The organism is Proteus sp. G2669 (genome assembly GCF_009915245.1).
Lineage (GTDB): Bacteria > Pseudomonadota > Gammaproteobacteria > Enterobacterales > Enterobacteriaceae > Proteus.
Map to the genome: position 1 here is coordinate 29783 of NZ_JAABLX010000050.1, position 18363 is coordinate 48145.

Genomic DNA, 18363 nt, shown 5'->3' on the forward strand with positions numbered 1-18363 from the left:
TGTGGCTCTTGAGCAGAAAACTATTCTCTATATTAAGTGTAAGTATTAAGCACAAGGCAAGCGCAGAGATACTGTATACATATTCTCACCACAAAGATAACAATTCCCTGTATTCTCAAATATCATCACTTGGATACCTAATTGCCCCACTTCAATATTCGGTAGTGCATCAGCCAAAATACTTTCTAACACAGGTTCTAGTATTTCAACCATATTTATAGGTTCATTATTTGGTGTTATATCATGCAAGAAGTTACCTAAACGAGGATCATCTGCATAAATTTCCAATGTTGAACGATACACTAGCGTTCTTTCACTGCTATTCATTTTAGAATAACCATTAAAAATGATAACCATTTTCTGGATATGCATTTTTGCAACACGGTTTTTAATTTGTAAACATAAAGAAGGTACAAGCCTAATATTGACAGAATTAAAATAGCGATCACAAATTTGTGGAATAGTGACACTAACGCAAGGTTTAGGTGCAATATTTTTAATTTGCTTATTACACTCTCCCGTTAAAGAGTTATCAACAATAATACGCTCACGGCGAGAAAAACAAATATTATCGAATATATCAACAGTGAAGAAAGAGATGTAATGGATACCATTTGTTAATGCTTGATTTTCCAATCTAACAGAAACTGCAGATTTATCAGTGCAAGGCAACATTTTTAATTGGTCATTAAAATAAAAACCAACCTGAGTACTTTCACTAATATCTCGTCCTAAAATAAGATTTGCATTCACACAATAATTTTCACTGTGATAGCTTAAAATCCCATTTAATGTTGCAGGCACTTTCGGAGAGGGTAGCTTCTCCGTGGTTAATTCAACATAATAATCTCTTGATTTAATGGGCTTGGTAGGCTCGTCACTATTTTCAGATTCAGCATGAAAAATGGCAATTTGTTTTGGCTCACTCTTTTTAAACCTTACTTTAAAATTCGCAATACCATATTTATTCGTTTTGCCAACATTAACCATTTCGCCATCTGCGTTATAAATTTCGGGTTCAACGTCAAGAGTACTATTATCAACATCGTAGACTAATTTAACTTCTTTATTTGACGCATCCTCCCCCTCTTTATCCTGTAAATGCACGACAAAGCTTTTAGAGACACTTTCCCATTTACTTGGCCACTGCATAGACTCAGAACGTATTGTCAGTAAATCATCAAATCGCTCACAGTTAGTCGCTGTGCAGTCAGTATTAGGATTGGCTTTTGGCGGTGTAACACGAATTTGTATCGGTGTTGCGTAATATACGATATTTTCATCATCTTCATCTTTTAATATCAATTGTAATGACGCCACACCATTACGATTTCCCGTTAATGAGATCTCTGTTGTATTGTTATCAACTATCGTAATGTAGACATCTTTATTATTGGGTAAAATTAAAATTCCTTTCGGGCTGGTACGCCATTCCGCCAAACGCAAATTAATCCCGGTTACAACAACCTCATATTTAATAACTCGATTTATCTTTACTTCATTATCCACTTCATCAGGCGATGCTTTGATCTGATTAAATTCAATCTTCACATCCGCATCAACAGCTTGAGCCTGAGCACTATGGGCAGGCGGCTGAAACGCTAGCGTTTCTTTCTCACCTTGTAAGATTTTTTGCAAACGTTCTTCTTTTGTTTCGATATCCATTGAGTGATTTCCTTTCTTTTTCCGATTCCATTTTTAGCTTAAAGCAAAAAAAACAAGTGAAAATCACAATAGAAAAAAGTCAACTGAGTATTGTTAATAAACGGAAATAAAAAACAATTAATAAACAATAAGATAAATAGGTTCACCAATAAGGCACCACGGCTTAAATAGGCAGAAAATACCTTTAGCATAAAAAATAATTTAAAATTTAAAATATTTTTGTATAAAGCTATTGACTGTTATGAAAATGTGATTAAAATCAATCTTAGAAAATATTTGTGACGTGAATCACATTTTATTAATAGGATACTTAATATGAAATCAATGACTTCTTTTATTACTCACTTGCACCAAGTTGTTGTACAATTATCATCAACTCGCTTACTGTAATTATTTGATTTAAAACAATAAACAGCTCAAAGCCAGAAATAGCCCCCTCATCGCAAAAAAGACTATTTCTGGCTTTTACTCTATATATTTTCTTTTTTCTTACCTTATTTATCCGCGCACCTTTCGTAACAAAAAATTCACCTCCTTGAACTAAGATCTCTTTTCTGTACTCTTAATACACAATACACATTAACTATGAGGATATTTTATGCAGCAGCAACTGCTTACATGGATACGTCAATTCAATGAAGAATACGCTCAAGTCGCTTCTTTATTACTCGTTTTAGTCATTATTTTTCTTGTTGCCCTTGTTCTTCATTTTATTTTACACAAATTAGTCCTACCTCGAATTTCGAGCGCCATCAATCAATATGACCAAAAATGGCAAGTTTCATTAGAAATAAACAAACTATTTAGTCGTTTTGCTTTTTTAATCCAAGGTGTCGTTGTTAATATCCAAGCACTTGTTTGGATGGGTTCAGGTAAAACACAAGAAGTCCTCACCACCAGCGCCCAAGCTTGGTGCTTAATTTTCGGCTTATTGATGCTTTTCTCTATTATGGATCTGTGCATGCAGATCATGAGAAATTCATCCTCCTTTGGCCGATTACCGTTGAAAGGTATTTTTCAAAGTTTAAAACTCGCCGCTTCAGTCCTAATTGGGATAATGATTATTTCCCTGCTCATTGGAAAATCTCCCCTTATTTTACTCAGTGGTTTAGGGGCAATGACGGCAGTATTAATGTTGGTGTTTAAAGATCCCATAATGGGATTGGTGGCTGGTATTCAGTTATCCGCAAACAACATGATAAGCCTAGGTGATTGGTTAGAAATGCCTAAATATGGCGCTGATGGTGCGGTTATCGATATTAGTTTAACAACCGTTAAAGTCCGTAATTGGGATAATACTGTTACCACTATCCCAACTTACTCACTTATTTCAGACTCATTTAAGAATTGGCAAGCTATGACAAAATCGGGAGGACGTCGTATTAAACGAAGCCTTGCTCTTGATATTAATAGCATTCATTTCTTAGATAAAAAACAACTTGATGATTTAGAAAAAGCTCATTTATTAGCGCCTTATATCAAAAATAAGGAAAGTGAAATTAGTGAATTCAATGCGACTTTAGGCAATGAATGTCAAACACCATTAAACCAACGTGGCATGACCAATATCGGAACCTTCCGTGCATATGTTGAAGCGTATTTAAAAAATCACCCTAATGTTCATCAGCAAATGACCATTATGGTAAGACAATTAGCACCAACCTCAGATGGGCTTCCTATTGAAATTTATGCGTTTACCAATACAACTGTTTGGGTACAATACGAGGCGATTCAATCCGATATTTTTGATCATATTTTTGCTATTTTGCCCCAATTTGGTTTAAGAGTGCATCAATCCCCAACGGGAAATGATGTAAGAGCACTGAGATTTCCTGTAGAGAATAATCAGCAATAAATCATTTTTATCGAAAATCAGAAAGGAGATAAATTCTCCTTTTTGACTTTTTGTATTAACAAATATTTTGAATCTCTTATTTTGTTATCATATTAACAATCTTGTTTAATTATAATGTATTTAAAATCGCTATGTTATTTTTTATATATCGATTGATTGTTAAATCCTATTTAATCTATATTTCATTTACCACTAAAGTGGTATTTATCAAAAAATGTAACCATTTGTTTAATAATTATTTTTTTAGATAACGTTATTAACATTTTTTATATTGATATAAATCATTATAGGTAGAAGGGTTATAACTTAACATATATATACAACTTTACTTGTTGTGAAAAATGTTAGGGTAATGTCAATGTCAAAAATTAAAAATAATACTTCTATTACTGAAATGAGTCGGCGTGGATTCATTCAGTCTGCAGCAGTTATTTCTGGTGCTGCCGCTGTTGCAGGAACGGTTTCATTACCATTCGCTGCTAATGCTCAAACCCCCCAGGGTATTCGTCCTGATGAGACTTCAGAAACTATCAAATACAGTGCATGCTTAGTGAACTGTGGTAGCCGTTGTCCATTAAAGGTTCATGTGAAAGATGGCGTTATCCGTCGCATTTCTAATGAAACTATGTATGACGATTCAACATTCGGTCTTCACCAAATTCGTCCTTGTCTGCGTGGTCGTTCTGTTCGTTGGAAAACCTACAATCCAGACCGTTTAAAATATCCAATGAAGCGTGTTGGTAAACGTGGTGAAGGTAAATTTGAACGTATTTCTTGGGATGAAGCCACATCAATCATCGCCGAAAAATTAAAATACACCATCGAAAAGTATGGTAATGAAGCAATTTATTATCAATACGGTACAGGCTCTACCGGCGCAAACTTACACGGTAGAACCGCATGTAAACGTTTATTAAGCACTGTGGGTGGCTTTTTAAGTGATTACGGTACTTATTCTTACTCTCAATTAACAGGTATCGTTCCTTATGTTTATGGCGATATGTTGGAATCTCTGTTAACAGAAATTGAGAATTCAGATCTCGTTGTGATGTTTGGTCATAACCTTGCTGAAACTCGTATGTCAGGTGGTGGCCAGTTCTATGAAACGCTAAATGCGTTAGATAAGAGCAAAAGTAAAGTTATCATCATTGACCCTCGCCGTACTGATAGTGTGACAACACTGGGAGCAAAGTGGATCCCGATTTATCCAGGTACCGATGCCGCATTAGTTGCTGCACTAGGTTATGTGATGATCCAAGAAGGTATCACCGATGAAGATTTCTTACGTGAATATTGCGTCGGTTGGGATAAGCAAACACTTCCAGCATCAGCACCTGAAAATGGCTCTTACAAAGATTACATTTTAGGTAATGGTCCTGATGGTATTGCCAAAACTCCTGAATGGGCGAGTAAATTAACCGGTATTTCTGTTGCACGTATTATCCAATTGGCACGTGAAATTGGTGGTGCAAGAGCTGCGTGGATCTCTCAAGGTTGGGGTATTCAACGTACAACCAATGGTGAACAAGCCTGCCGTTCTATTATGATGCTGCCATTAATGTCTGGTCATATTGGCCGTCCAGGTACAAATACTGGCTGTTGGGGCGGTAACGTAGCTTATCCTGTAGCAAGCTTTGCACTTCCTAACCCTGTAAAAACGCTGATCCCAACATTTATGTGGTCTGAAGCGATTGCACGTGGTGAAGAATTAACGAGTAAAAATGCAGGTGTTAGAAATAAAGATAAACTCGATACTGGCATTAAATTTATGTGGTGTTATTCCAGTAACGTGATTGGTAACCAACACGCTGATCTGAATAAAACCCATGATTTGCTGCAAGATGAATCAAAATGTGAGTTTATTTTAGTGTGGGATAACCACATGACACCTTCTGCAAAATACGCAGATATTCTACTGCCAGACGTAACAACGGTTGAAACAAACGATCTTATCAATAACTCTTACGCAAGTGGTGCTTACCACTATGTTGTCCGCTTACAAAATGCGATTAAACCACTTTGGGAAAACCGCCCTTGCTATGATGTCTTAACCGACATTGCAGAAAAAATGGGTACCAAAGCGCAATTCACCGAAGGTCGGACTTACGAAGAGTGGATTGAATATTGCTATAACCAAATGCGTGAGAAAAACCCTGCATTGCCTACTTTTACAGAAACCAATGATATGGGGATTATCGATCGTAAATTACCTAATCGTAATCAATACGTAGCACTTGAAGCATTCCGTCAAGATCCTATCGCTAACCCATTAAAAACAGCGTCAGGTAAGATTGAAATTTATTCTGAAAAATTAATGCAAGATACTGAAGGCTGGGTTTTACCTGAAGGCGACCGTATTCCTGCTATTCCAGAATATTGTAAGAATGAAGAAGGTGTTGAAAACGTTAAGCTTAAAGAAAAATTCCCTCTGCAAATGACGGGTTTCCACGATAAAGGCCACGTTCACTCAAGCTATTATAACGTTGCTATGTTACGTGAAGCTATCCCACATCAATTCTGGTTAAACCCAATTGATGCGCAAGAACGCGGATTAAAATCAGGCGATATCGCTGAAATTTATAATGAACGTGGTCGCTTAAATATTCTTGTCAAAGTTACTGATCGTGTATTACCTGGTGTGATTGCAGTACCGCAAGGTGCATGGCGTTCACTTGATACAACAGGTGTAGATACAGGTGGATGTATTAATACATTAACAAGCTGGCACCCTTCGCCGTTTGCTAAAGGAAATCCACAACATACAAACCTTGTTGAAGTGAAACGTGCATAAGGAGTTAACTCATGAAGCAATATGGTTTTTATTTTGACTCCACTAAATGCACTGGCTGTAAAACATGTCAAGTCAGTTGCAAGGATGAAAAAGATTTAGATTTAGGCCCTAAATTCCGCCGTGTTTATGAATACGGTGGCGGTAGCTGGGCAAAACAAGACGGGATCTGGACACAAAATATTTATAGTTATTATTTATCCATTTCTTGTAACCATTGTTCAAACCCTACTTGCGTTGCAGGTTGCCCAACTGGCGCTATGCATAAACGTGAAGAAGATGGTTTAGTGGTTGTTAACCAAGATATTTGTGTTGGTTGCCGTTATTGCGAATTGCGTTGCCCTTATGGTGCGCCACAATTCGATGAGAAGAAGAAACTCATGTCTAAGTGTGATGGTTGCTATGAACGTGTAGCACAAGGCATGAAACCGGTTTGTGTTGAGTCTTGTCCTCAACGCGCACTTGATTTTGATGATATTGAAGTGATCAGAGCGAAACATGGCACAGAGTGCGGTATTGCACCAATGCCAGACCCAAGCCTGACTAATCCAAATATCGTTATCAAAGCACACAAAGAAGCAAAACCTTCTGGTGATAAAACCGGCTCAGTTCAAAATGCGGCGGAGGTATAAACCATGCATGAACTTCCTCTAGTCTTTTTTACTGTTTTAGGTTCTTCAGCAGCAGGCCTGTTTCTTATTGCTTATATCAGTAAAAAATTAGGTCAGATTGATGAGAACCAACTGCGTAATGCCAATATTTTAGCTTTAGTCTTAACATTAATTGGCTTAGGTATTGGTGGATTACACGTTGGTCAACCACTGCGTTTTTTCAATATGCTCTTAGGTGTTGGCCGTTCTCCTATGAGTAACGAAGCCTTTCTAAGTGGTGTGTTTACGGGATTTGCTTTTGCAACTGTCGCACTCACTATAATGAAAAAATGGAAAGGTTTACGTGAAATTTGTAATCTGCTTACTGTTATTTTTGGTTTAGCCTTTGTTTGGTCAATCCCTCAGGTTTACCACATTCCAACTATTGCTAACTGGAATACAGATTACACTACCTTGCAATTTTGGATGACTCTCTTAGTGGGGGGCGGTGTACTGGCAATGGCAACAGGCGCAAGACGTTTAGGCGCACTGTCCTTTATTCTCGGGGCTATTATCACTTTTGCTACACGCTCAGGTTATGTCAGCTTCCTTGGCTTTACCGGCCCTCAACTGAGTGCTGACCAATCTCTTTTTTGGGGATTCCAATTAGCGGTATTAGCATTGGGTATTGTTATCGTAGGATTTACTGCCCTAAAAGCACAGGCGTCAAAAATGACACTAGTCACTTGCGCCGCTGCGGTGATTATTGCTGAGTTATCAGGCCGTATCGCTTTCTATAACTTATGGCATATTACAATGTGATCAATTTTATGGCTGATTAATCAACCATAAAAAAGAAACCAAAATGCATACCTTTTTAGGTATGCATTTTTTTAGAATGAAGAGCCAGGTTGCTGTAAAAAATCTAATTCTTCAGGTGTCGATGTACGACCTAAAATTTGATTACGGTGAGGATAACGACCATATTTATCGATAATTTCTTTATGTCGTAATTCATATTGATACGTATTTTCGTCGTTAAGTTGAGAAAATAATACGACTGCATCTTGGTGTATTTTAGCTGATTCTGAATGCATAAATGGCATTATCATAAATTTACGCTTAACGGGAGTTAGCGTCAGGTATTCAGGTAAACGAATAGCTTCCTGCGCTAAAATTAAAGCCATATTATCTTGTGCAAAGGCTTTTGGCGTATCACGCCAAATATTACGAGAAAATTGGTCAAGGATAATTATTTCAGCTAAGCGCCCTTCTATAGTTTCACGCCATGATGCAAGTTCACCACGACTTGCACTTAAACATAATTCACCAAACCTACGGCTAATTTCTTTATCAAACTGCAGATCTTTTTTAAACCATTGCTCTGGTGTGCATTCTTCAAACCAAAACGTCAAAGTTGATTGATAAGGGATCATAAAAACCACCACACTTGTTGTTTATTAATCAAAACAGCGTTTATTTTCATTAAAATAAACGTCATTGACGGGTTACTACTTTGATAAGTTACCATTTTAATATAGTGACGGCTATTAACCCCAATCCGAAACAGATATAAAAATAAATCCCCTTTAAACATTGAAAAGGGGATTTAAAATGCTTCCTAGCTAACGCTTAAGTCCATTAAGTCGCGCCATCCATAAGCTAATTTATCTACAAGTATGTATAAATGACATTCATTCCATTTGTTACATTCTGTTGATATTATGATGTAATATAATTAACCCGTACATTTTACAACCATAGAACTTATCTCTGCCTCACTACCCTGCCTTAAAAATCAGTATTTGCAAATTTCATTATTTATAGTGAAGCCACTAAAAAAGATCTATGCCGTCTTGTACTGTTTTTTAGTGAGTATCATTTAAAGACAATAAAGATTGTTATAAATAATAATTTAAATCAATATCTTACATTTCATTTTTTGATTTTTCGGCTTTAGCCTTGTTATTATCTTGTGTGATTACACCTAAAAGAAACCAGAGATCAAAAGTGAGATGAATGTTTAAAATTTGCACATTAGTAATGACATTTATTGAAAAGTTTGCCCTATTCCTCTGTTTCTTTAACAATTTTGGAGTACAATTGCCACAGTCTATTTACTGAATGATCTGTTATGTCTGCTATCTCTGTTATTGGAATAAGCTACCTTATTGGAGCTGTGATCTCGTTTATTATTACTTTCTTTTTAACCAAAGATCCCAGTTTTGCTATGCGCCTTCTCAGTGCATTATTAATCGCACTCACTTGGCCTCTTAGCTTTCCTATGGCGCTTATTTTTTCTATTTTCAGCTAGTTTTTAATCTTACGTTTAATAAACATAGTTATATTCTATTAAATTAGAATAATAACTATTTACTGTTTTAAATTTAAATAATAAATTAATTACTTTATAAAAATAACACTTTTAGCTTAGATTTTATTTAAAAAAGAATATCTAATTGCTCGTTACTTTATTCAATAAAAACAATATTTACCGAGTTATATCAGTGTGTTATGAATAATGTTCGTTTTTTTGAAAATAAAACGTTATTTTAAAATCTGATATAAAATAAGTATTTTTATAAATTTACATTAATGATAAAAAATAAGATAAACTCACTCAAACCATCTATCTCTAGATGGTTTTGAGTTTAAATACTTTGAAATAATTTATTATTTTTTAATAAAACAATAAATTATTTCAGGATCGTTTTCATCAAGATTTTCAATACAACCGCTTTCAATAAAGCCTAACTTAATTAACATATTTCGCATTGAATGATTAGATTTATTGGTTGATGTAAATAGCTTATCTCCTTGTGTGTTTTCTTGAAAATAAGTGATCAAGCATTTTCCATAACCTTTTTGACGATACTTTTTATCTATCATCACTAGTTCAATAAATGGCTGATTAAAAAAGTAATGATGAATAACACCATACCCCACAATCTGTGCATCCACTTCAAGAAGATAAACAGCTTGGCTATCAAGCCAAGCTTTAATTTCTTCAATACGTGAAGCATCCTGTTGAGCATAGGTATCTAACTCAATAAGCGCAGAAAGATGATGATGTGTAGCGGAGATGATTTTCATGATTTTATTGTTAAACTGTCTCTAATATTTAGAGGTTAAGTTTATATTATCGAATTACTTTTTGCAGAAAAATCTATAACTAGAATTGGTACAGTTTAGAACTTTTTCATAGCTCACAACCACTATAAGATTAGTGAGCTAGTTATAAAAAACCAAAATGAATAATATAGACTTAATTTGGTTTTTCTGGCCATTCTATACTTTCACCATCATTTACATTATATACTTCTATAAAATATTTCATTAATTTATTCCTTCTTACTTTTTCATCTGAAGAAATAATTCCCAATTCCATAGAGCAATCTAATAATTTTAATTCATCAATGATCCATTTTAGATTTCTTCTTTTATTTCCTTTTGTAGCTAAAACCAAGTCATCATTATTTATTAAATCAACAAGCACTGGATATCCATTTTCATCTGCTTGAATTCTTTTATTACCATTCTGAGCGATGCAAAGCTCAACATAATATTCATTAGTTATTTTTATTTCATAAGTCGTATAAAAATATTTTCAATTAATACACTTTTGGCGAATATAATCCTGTAAACCTAGAATGATCTGTTCTGACTGCGCAATTCGTTCTCAGAGTAACCAATAATTTCGGATAGCGGTATCAGTAGGTTTGGCGGTGTTTGCATCATCCAAGCTGGAGGAGGAAGTGATTGACGCTTTGGGGCACTCAGCGTTGATGTACACCCGCTCAGGAATACGCTCACTAATATCACGCAATCGGCCAATTTCATTTTTCGCATGAACAAGTTCCTGTGTATGCTGATTATCAAGTTGATTAAGTCGATTAATTCTTAATTGATAATCTTTATTCTCTGCAATTTGTTGAATAAGAGATTGATAGATATCATCGTATTCACTTTTCAAAGATTTATTTTTATCAATTAACCAAACCAATCCTGTACCTAGGCATAAAATAACTATTACCATTATTCTAGATAAAGAAGTCATAATAATAGCCACGCATCTTCAAAAACCTTCTCTGAATAAGGTTGATATCCAAGTTCAATATTAACAATCGCTATTACTAAAGGAATCGTGATATTTTTTAATTGTGTATTAATAGGAGCATTAATTCCGATACCTATCTCTTTTGAAGCTCGGTTAATATAGCCTATTGTATTATTTTCGTTAGGTGGAGCATAACGATTTATAATGGTTTTAATAGTATTTAAGCCATATTTTTTTTGGTACGTTTGCAATAATTTGTAGATGGCTCTTATTCCATATTCTGGTGAAATAAATTGGCAAAAGTCTTTATCTGTTTGTTCAACAGATAACCCTTGCCATTTTGAACCATGCCGGATATTGCCAGGGTTATTATTACGCTCACCTCGCGCTATTTTAGCCATTTTTAACTCCTGCTCTTCCTTTTAAAAGTTTGCTCACGGAATCTACTCCGATATAACCAATAAACACACTGGCTAAATAAGCAAACTCATGATTAATATTAAATAAAATTAAAATATCTTTAATAAACCAAGCAAACATTGCACACATCAGCCCATCTATAGAGGTTTGTTTCCATCCTCCGCCGTTATATAAACCTCGAAGAATAGCCATTCCTCCAGCTAGAGAGGCAGATATTCCTTGTTCTTTCATTGAAGAAAGAGCAATAAATATCTGTTCCCATAAATCTGGATTTTCTTTCATTGTTTCTCATGGCTTACCTCCAAATAGGAGGAAATGTAATAAATAAGATACTCATCTACCGCGCTTAAATTTAAGTACGGTTTTAACATGAGTATGTTTATGTTTTATTTATCTAGTTAGATAAATGGCGGATATAAAAAAAGACCACATTGTGGTCTTCAATTGAAAATAAGCTTTAACAAATATTGTTACTTTGTATTTGTTAAGAAAATGCAGATACAAAAAAGCCCCACCGAAGTGAGGCTCTTTATATTCTGTTGTGAGGTCTTTAGATACAAATCTCTCACTGTGGGGATATAGTATGTTTATTTTTCCTGAAAGTCAACAGCTAGTTTCTACGAAAATAAATAAAGATAGAAAATTATTACTTAACAGTTACTTCTTGAAGAATTTTTTCTGATAAAGACTCTTCTTTAAAGCATTCTTCCACTAAATGTTCAAATAATACCTTGTAGTTACTGTATGCAACTGTTTTAGAAACACTCACCACCGTTTGTACTTGTTCTAATACTTCACTGAATTTTAAACGAGGATATCCGCGTCCTGCACATTTACTACAAGGTTTAAAAACTGACATGCCCTGTTTTTCACTCTCTTTTTTATCTAAAACTTGACCACGGCCATGACAACGACAGGCCAAGCGAATTTCAGCTTTCCCTTTACAAGTAGGGCAAACAACTCGAGTTGTTTCTCTCACTTTTCGGTAAGAAGTATTACCTATAGGTTTGGCTTTAAGTTCATTTTTAAGGTTTCGCTCAAAGCCTTTAACTGTTTTTGATGTATGGCTTTTGGTAGTGAAAACATCAACGTCAATAAATCCATTACTGCAATCAGGACAAACTTTTTTGCTTGCTGCACTTCTTGCATAATCTTGAAAGGCATAATTGGCAATAATATGTAAAACCTTGGCTTTATCATTTTCAGTTAGTTTATCAATGGCTTTATATTGATATGCCTGAGTTAACGCGTATTGATAAAGACTTTCTATAGCTTCATCTGGGTGACTAATATTATGCTTAGCTAAAAACAACTCTATGCCCATCCGTCCTTTTCGCGTAACTAGGCTAATTGATGTCATCACATCAGTCACAGAAAGCGAATCTACTGCTTTAACAGTTCTTACATCACTTAATACAATGCTTTTTGGTGAAAAATATTTAGGTAAGTCTGCTAGTCTCATTTAATGCTCCTTTTGATTTCCTATCATTACTAACTTGGTCATCCATGTACCACGACAAGGCATGGCATTTATGCATCTAAATCACCCGCATTTTACGGCGTTATCTCAACGTGATTTTTACTTACCACTCTTGCATTGGTTTATTTAGTTACTATTTTGTACTTTTCGTACTTTTATTAACTACTGGTTAATGCTATATTTTAACCAAAGTGGCGTCAAGTGGTAAAGGAAATTAACCAATGGTTAAAAATGATAATAAAACGGAGTTCACAAAAAGGCTTCAAGAAGCATGCTTAGATTCAGGGATTGCTGGTCGTGGGCTGGGTAAAAGAATTGCAGATGCGTTAGCTCAACAAGGTATAAAAGTCAGCGCCCCTGCAGTATGGAAATGGTTAAACAGTGAATCGATTCCTGATCCAACTAACATTTTAGCATTAAGTCAATGGTTAGATATTCGACCAGAATGGTTAGAATATGGGCGAGGAGCAAAAAGAAATGACGGCGTTTCAGTAAATGAAATGACTCCGGTTGATGATTGGGATAATAATACACCGATAGAACGAGATGAAGTTGAAATCCCCTTCTATACTACTATTGAATTAGCTGCCGGTTTCGGAAGTTGTACCACTGATAATCAAAAGGTGGAATTGTTGAGATTTTCTCGTTCTACGTTTAATCGCTATGGTGTACAACCTAGTGATGCTGTTGCTTTTAAAGTGCATGGCGACAGTATGTCTCCTGTTATTCCTGATGGCTCTATAGTAACTATCAGCACAGGACATACAAAAATTGTTGATGGTGGTATTTATGCTATTCAACAAGGCGATCTTTTAAGAGTTAAAATTTTACATCGACTCCCCAATAACACTATTATCATTCGTAGTTATAATACGATTGATTATCCTGATGAACGTTCCACATTAGAAGAAGTGAAAATCTTGGGGCGTGTATTTAACTGGTCGGTTATGGGTTGGTAATCATTGTAATGCCTAAAAACACCACCATCTTTTTATTAATGTGGTGTTTTTTAGTACATATATACTTTAGCATTAAGATTTGATCAAAGAAAAAACCCGCTACCTCTTGCGAGATAACGGGTTCTTATATGGTGCCGGCTACCGGAGTCGAACTGGTGACCTACTGATTACAAGTCAGTTGCTCTACCAACTGAGCTAAGCCGGCTAATTCTGGCGGAAGGATAGAGATTCGAACTCTAGGATGGTTTCCCATCGGCGGTTTTCAAGACCGCTGCCTTCAGCCACTCGGCCATCCTTCCATAGCGCGGAATTATGCCTATCTCTGACCCTGCTGTCTAGTCCTGATTGTAAAAAAAATGACTTTTTTATCCGTTTGCTTAATTCTCAGTCTTTTTTTGCTTAAAAAATGCTAAACCACTAATATAGTGGTTAAATTTTGATAATTTAAAATAATAAACAAGAAGGTATTGTGAGATATATGGAACAACAGAGAAGGAAAAAAACTTAAAAAGTTGATGGTAGCAATATGCGGATAAATAAAATATAGGTAAGAAAAAACCCGCTACCTCTTGCAAGATAACGGGTTCTTATATGGTGCCGGCTACCGGAGTCGAACTGGTGACCTACTGATTACAAGTCAGTTGCTCTACCAACTGAGCTAAGCCGGCTAATTCTGGCGGAAGGATAGAGATTCGAACTCTAGGATGGTTTCCCATCGGCGGTTTTCAAGACCGCTGCCTTCAGCCACTCGGCCATCCTTCCATAGCGCGGAATTATGCCTATCTCTGACCTCGCTGTCTAGCTTCTATTGTAAAAAAATCTGTTTTTTTTGTTTGTTTGCTCAAAGTTCATTCGAATATCCCTTTTAAAGCGATAACCTGTTAATATAATGACTGAATAATGGTGATTGTTTATTCAACTTTTCTTTTTTTAACTACATTGTCTCTTAAAGGCTCGCAAACTGAATGCGTACATTGAACCAACTCAAGCCAAATACACTAACTCGCTTATATGTCCTGTTTCTTCTTTTTATGGTCATATCACTTTTTTTATACGCTTACAGTTATTTTGATACTTGGCTCGATAGTAAAAAGAATGCTATCAACAACACGACTCATAAATTTGCTTTGCAGGTTGAAGATTACCGTTATCACTCTAATCAGCTTTTTCAGTTATCAAATAAAATATCAGACACGGCCTTTTTCCCTTCCTTACCACTGACTCCAATAAAACTACGCTCTGATGTCTTTTGGCTTGAAGGTCGGGATCAAACTATAGATGCCATTATATTTGGTAAACCTAACGAACAAACGTTCCAGCTAGCACAACGCTTTGCAAATTCACTCGAAATTATCTGGGGTGTACGTAATGATTACAGTTCACTTTATTATCTAAATGGTAAAGGAAATGATCTTATCTTAATTACGACCCACTCTGTGCTTAAACCAGAAATTCGTTACAAAGAAAGCTACCTGACGTTAACCGCTGAGAACAAACGCTCTGAGTTGCTGATGCAATCAACCGCTTTAGATGAAAAAGAGAGCCTTTCTCCTATTAGAAAGATGTCTACAGAAAATATCTATTACTATACCTACCGCATTATGTTTAATGTGCCAGGGCAACTTACGAGCGTGGTCGCTTTTGATTTACCTATCAATAATTTTTTACCTTCAGAACTATCACCACACTACTTAAGATTACTGCCAACAGGCCAACAATCGGTCTATGATAAAAACAGTATTGAAATTTCAACCGATGGCTCTTCTTTGATTTTTTCTCAACCTATTGCGGGCATTCCCTATTCACTCTCTTATGAATATCCGTTGAAACTCATTATCAAAGAGATTGCTTATAAAAACATCTGGTTGTTAATTAGCCTGCTTGCCTTTATTTCAGTTTCTGTTTTCGGACACATCTATATACGTAACAAATATGTTTTCCCGTACATCTCAATGACTCGTAATCTACGCATCAAAGAAGAGATGACTAATGACATCATTTCTAATCTTCCTATCGGCTTATTGGTATACAATTTTTCCTCTAACCATAAAATTATTAGCAACAGCCATGCTGAAAAACTATTACCTCATATCGATTTATCAAAGATCCGACAGATGGCGATTGAACATAATGGCTTAATCCAAACAGCGATCAATAATGAGATTTATGAGATTAGAACCAGCAATAACAGCAATATTGACAATACGTCATTATTCATATTTCTGAATAAAGACAACGAAGCACTTATCAATAAAAAATTACAACTTGCACAGCAAGAATATGAAAAAAATACCATCGCGCGACGTAAGATTTTATCTAATATGTCATTAGAATTAATGCGTCCGATTAAAGATATAAATGAGATGGTTTATCAATTCAAAGAACTGTTGCCCGAAAGCACGCATCAGCAATTGCTTAACTTATTATTAGAAAAAACAAATTACATTTCCGAATGGATAGAAAATATTACGTTAATTAATAAGTTAGAAAATCAAGAATGGAAAATTCACAAAGATGAATTTGAGCTTTCAACATTAGTTGAATCTATTTTGATAACTGCATCACCATTTATGATAAGAAAAGGCTTAACCCTTTATTTCCATAATAATATAAGGCCTGGTTTACTTTTAATTAATGATGGGCCAGCATTAAGTAAGATTATTTTATCATTGATTAATTATGCCATTAGTACGACTAACTATGGAAAAATAACTGTTAATCTAAATTTAGTTAAAAATAAAGATAAAGAAGAAATACTTATTGATATTATTGATAGTGGAAGTGGGCTAACACCACAAGACATTGCTAATATAAAATACCCATTCCTCGGACAAGCGATGGGAGATAAATATTACTCCAACTCTGGGATTATTTTTTATTTATGTCATTTGTTATGTAATAAAATTCAGGGTGAGTTAACAATTAAGAGCCAAGAAAGTATTGGTTCTCATTTCCGGATTGCACTCCCATACCAGCATATAGATACGGAAGAACGAACTTTTAACATATTATTGGAAGGAATAAGCGCAAAACTCGCCATAAAAAACCCTGAAATAGAAAAAATCATCTGCCGACAACTTGATAAATACGGCGCGACATACTTTGATAAAAATAGAGAGAATCTTTATCCCGAATACGATATCATACTTAAAGATACTCCGGATGATAGTCCAGAGTCTCCAACAATATTATTAATGAGCTCTATTGTTGGATTTGAAAAAATATCAAAAAATTTAATAAAGTGTAACTATAACTTCGGTGATCCTTTAATAGAAGCTATTACTTATTTAATTGAAGAAAATGAGTCATTTTCTCTAGATACAACTGAAGAGAGTATTTTAGATGAAAATAATAACCTTGATAATTACGAAGTAATTCTTAATAATTATAGGAAGAAGTTGAATGGTAGTGATTATAAGGAACTATTTATCAGTACTGTTCCTATTGATGTTGAGAAACTACACTTAGAAGCAACAAATAAAGACTTTCATTCTCTAGCTCAGACAGCTCATCGTCTAAAAGGGGTTTTTGCCATGTTAGATTTAGAATATCTCAGAGAAAGCTGTGAATATTTAGAACATGACATAAAAAATCATAATGAATTAGAGATCAAAGAACGTATCACTCAACTGGATAAATGGATTCAACAGTTGCTGCAGCAAGGTAACAATTAAACATGAATAACCTTAATATTATTATTGCCGATGACCACCCAATCGTTTTATTCGGTATTCGTAAATCTTTAGAACAAATTGAATGGGTCAATGTTGTTGGTGAATTTGAAGATTCAACGTCACTTATCAACAACTTGCCTAAGTTAAATGCAGATGCATTAATTACTGACTTATCTATGCCTGGTGATAAGTATGGTGATGGTATTACACTAATTAAGTACATCAAAAGACATTACCCGAATTTGTCGATTATTGTACTTACCATGAATAACAACCCAGCTATTTTGAGTGCTGTCCTTGATCTTGAAATTGAAGGTATTGTACTTAAACAAGGTGCTCCAACGGATCTACCAAAAGCATTAGCAGCGTTGCAAAAAGGCAAGAAATTTATGCCTGAAAGTGTCGCGAAACTACTTGAGAAAGTAAATGCAAATGGTTATGGCGATAAACGTTTGTCACCTAAAGAAAGTGAAGTTCTGAGATTATTTGCTGAAGGCTTTCTCGTCACTGAGATCGCAAAAAAACTTAATCGTAGTATTAAAACGATTAGTAGCCAGAAAAAATCAGCAATGATGAAACTGGGTGTTGATAACGATATTGCATTACTTAATTACCTATCATCAGTAACTATTGATAAGGAAATTAACGGCCCAGATTAATCTTTTCAAGCGACCGTTTGCAGTACCGATAAAATCAGGAAGCTCAACCTATTTTGGGAGCTTCTCTGCTTTTTTGTCTTTATTCTCTCGCGCCATCCCACCCGCAAAGCGCTAAACGGATGTAATATACCCTACACTCATCTTTTGTCTGATAATGCCCTATAAGCTATAGGATGTGTTATTTATGGTATCATTCTTTATGTCTATCTTATCCGT

General features: G+C 35.1%; 16 protein-coding genes, 4 tRNA genes and 1 pseudogene. 8 read left to right on the top strand and 13 right to left on the bottom strand.

Annotated elements, in window-relative coordinates:
* Positions 1 to 45: 45 nt before the first annotated feature.
* Complete coding sequence (locus GWI68_RS14110; protein WP_166540704.1) at positions 46 to 1665, bottom strand: hypothetical protein; 1620 nt, start codon at positions 1663 to 1665, stop codon at positions 46 to 48.
* A 598-nt stretch (positions 1666 to 2263) separates the two neighbouring features.
* Here GWI68_RS14110 and GWI68_RS14115 point away from each other — a divergent pair.
* The 4 genes from GWI68_RS14115 to GWI68_RS14130 all read left to right on the top strand — a co-directional run bounded on the left by GWI68_RS14115 (position 2264) and on the right by GWI68_RS14130 (position 7720).
* On the top strand, positions 2264 to 3520 hold the full coding sequence (locus GWI68_RS14115) for a mechanosensitive ion channel domain-containing protein (protein WP_109407853.1): 1257 nt from the start codon (positions 2264 to 2266) through the stop codon (positions 3518 to 3520).
* 358 nt (positions 3521 to 3878) lie between these two features.
* Positions 3879 to 6311: a DMSO/selenate family reductase complex A subunit gene (locus GWI68_RS14120; protein WP_166540705.1), complete on the top strand. Its 2433-nt coding sequence runs from the start codon at positions 3879 to 3881 to the stop codon at positions 6309 to 6311.
* Between the two features lie 11 nt (positions 6312 to 6322).
* Positions 6323 to 6940, top strand: a complete 618-nt coding sequence (locus GWI68_RS14125; protein ID WP_023581764.1) for a DMSO/selenate family reductase complex B subunit — start codon at positions 6323 to 6325, stop codon at positions 6938 to 6940.
* A 3-nt stretch (positions 6941 to 6943) separates the two neighbouring features.
* Positions 6944 to 7720 (top strand): DmsC/YnfH family molybdoenzyme membrane anchor subunit, encoded by a 777-nt coding sequence (locus tag GWI68_RS14130; protein WP_166540706.1) that lies wholly within the window; start codon positions 6944 to 6946, stop codon positions 7718 to 7720.
* A 71-nt stretch (positions 7721 to 7791) separates the two neighbouring features.
* Here the strand turns inward: GWI68_RS14130 and GWI68_RS14135 are convergent, their stop codons facing one another.
* Positions 7792 to 8334, bottom strand: coding sequence for a DUF924 family protein (locus tag GWI68_RS14135; RefSeq protein WP_166540707.1), 543 nt, complete (start codon positions 8332 to 8334; stop codon positions 7792 to 7794).
* A gap of 698 nt (positions 8335 to 9032) precedes the next feature.
* On the opposite strand from GWI68_RS14135, the gene GWI68_RS14140 reads away from it, so the two are divergent.
* Positions 9033 to 9212, top strand: coding sequence for a GhoT/OrtT family toxin (locus tag GWI68_RS14140; RefSeq protein WP_109407857.1), 180 nt, complete (start codon positions 9033 to 9035; stop codon positions 9210 to 9212).
* Positions 9213 to 9571: 359 nt separating this feature from the next.
* On the opposite strand, the gene GWI68_RS14145 is transcribed toward GWI68_RS14140, so the two are convergent.
* The 7 genes and pseudogenes from GWI68_RS14145 to GWI68_RS14170 form a co-directional block, all read right to left on the bottom strand.
* Positions 9572 to 9991, bottom strand: coding sequence for a GNAT family N-acetyltransferase (locus tag GWI68_RS14145; RefSeq protein WP_166540708.1), 420 nt, complete (start codon positions 9989 to 9991; stop codon positions 9572 to 9574).
* A gap of 172 nt (positions 9992 to 10163) precedes the next feature.
* Positions 10164 to 10481 carry a tail fiber assembly protein gene (locus tag GWI68_RS14150; protein WP_166540915.1) on the bottom strand — a complete coding sequence of 106 codons (318 nt, stop codon included), beginning with the start codon at positions 10479 to 10481 and terminating at the stop codon, positions 10164 to 10166.
* 62 nt (positions 10482 to 10543) lie between these two features.
* Positions 10544 to 10738, bottom strand: a complete 195-nt coding sequence (locus GWI68_RS20675) for an Rz1 family lipoprotein (RefSeq protein ID WP_347877533.1) — start codon at positions 10736 to 10738, stop codon at positions 10544 to 10546.
* Positions 10647 to 10955, bottom strand: a pseudogene (locus tag GWI68_RS20500) (lysis system i-spanin subunit Rz); the annotation flags it as partial. The gene GWI68_RS20675 and the pseudogene GWI68_RS20500, both read right to left, overlap by 92 nt.
* Positions 10952 to 11356, bottom strand: a complete 405-nt coding sequence (locus GWI68_RS14160; RefSeq protein WP_166540709.1) for a structural protein — start codon at positions 11354 to 11356, stop codon at positions 10952 to 10954. The pseudogene GWI68_RS20500 and the gene GWI68_RS14160, both read right to left, overlap by 4 nt.
* Positions 11349 to 11657, bottom strand: coding sequence for a phage holin, lambda family (locus tag GWI68_RS14165; protein WP_072068579.1), 309 nt, complete (start codon positions 11655 to 11657; stop codon positions 11349 to 11351). Before GWI68_RS14165 ends, GWI68_RS14160 begins: the two co-directional genes overlap by 8 nt.
* A 364-nt stretch (positions 11658 to 12021) precedes the next feature.
* The gene (locus tag GWI68_RS14170; protein ID WP_166540710.1) at positions 12022 to 12837 is read right to left on the bottom strand and encodes an antitermination protein; all 816 of its coding nucleotides are present in this window, start codon (positions 12835 to 12837) and stop codon (positions 12022 to 12024) included.
* A gap of 239 nt (positions 12838 to 13076) precedes the next feature.
* On the opposite strand from GWI68_RS14170, the gene GWI68_RS14175 reads away from it, so the two are divergent.
* Positions 13077 to 13814, top strand: a complete 738-nt coding sequence (locus GWI68_RS14175) for a helix-turn-helix transcriptional regulator (RefSeq protein ID WP_109407864.1) — start codon at positions 13077 to 13079, stop codon at positions 13812 to 13814.
* A 129-nt stretch (positions 13815 to 13943) separates the two neighbouring features.
* On the opposite strand, the gene GWI68_RS14180 is transcribed toward GWI68_RS14175, so the two are convergent.
* The 4 genes from GWI68_RS14180 to GWI68_RS14195 all read right to left on the bottom strand — a co-directional run bounded on the left by GWI68_RS14180 (position 13944) and on the right by GWI68_RS14195 (position 14576).
* Positions 13944 to 14019, bottom strand: a tRNA-Thr gene (locus tag GWI68_RS14180).
* A gap of 6 nt (positions 14020 to 14025) precedes the next feature.
* Positions 14026 to 14113, bottom strand: a tRNA-Ser gene (locus GWI68_RS14185).
* Between the two features lie 293 nt (positions 14114 to 14406).
* Positions 14407 to 14482 (bottom strand) — tRNA-Thr (locus tag GWI68_RS14190).
* A 6-nt stretch (positions 14483 to 14488) separates the two neighbouring features.
* Positions 14489 to 14576, bottom strand: a tRNA-Ser gene (locus GWI68_RS14195).
* A 203-nt stretch (positions 14577 to 14779) separates the two neighbouring features.
* Here GWI68_RS14195 and rcsD point away from each other — a divergent pair.
* A complete protein-coding gene (gene rcsD, locus GWI68_RS14200; RefSeq protein ID WP_166540711.1) occupies positions 14780 to 17488 on the top strand; it encodes a phosphotransferase RcsD in 2709 nt (902 codons plus the stop codon).
* Between the two features lie 2 nt (positions 17489 to 17490).
* The gene (rcsB, locus tag GWI68_RS14205; RefSeq protein WP_036935620.1) at positions 17491 to 18147 is read left to right on the top strand and encodes a response regulator transcription factor RcsB; all 657 of its coding nucleotides are present in this window, start codon (positions 17491 to 17493) and stop codon (positions 18145 to 18147) included.
* Positions 18148 to 18363: the final 216 nt, after the last annotated feature.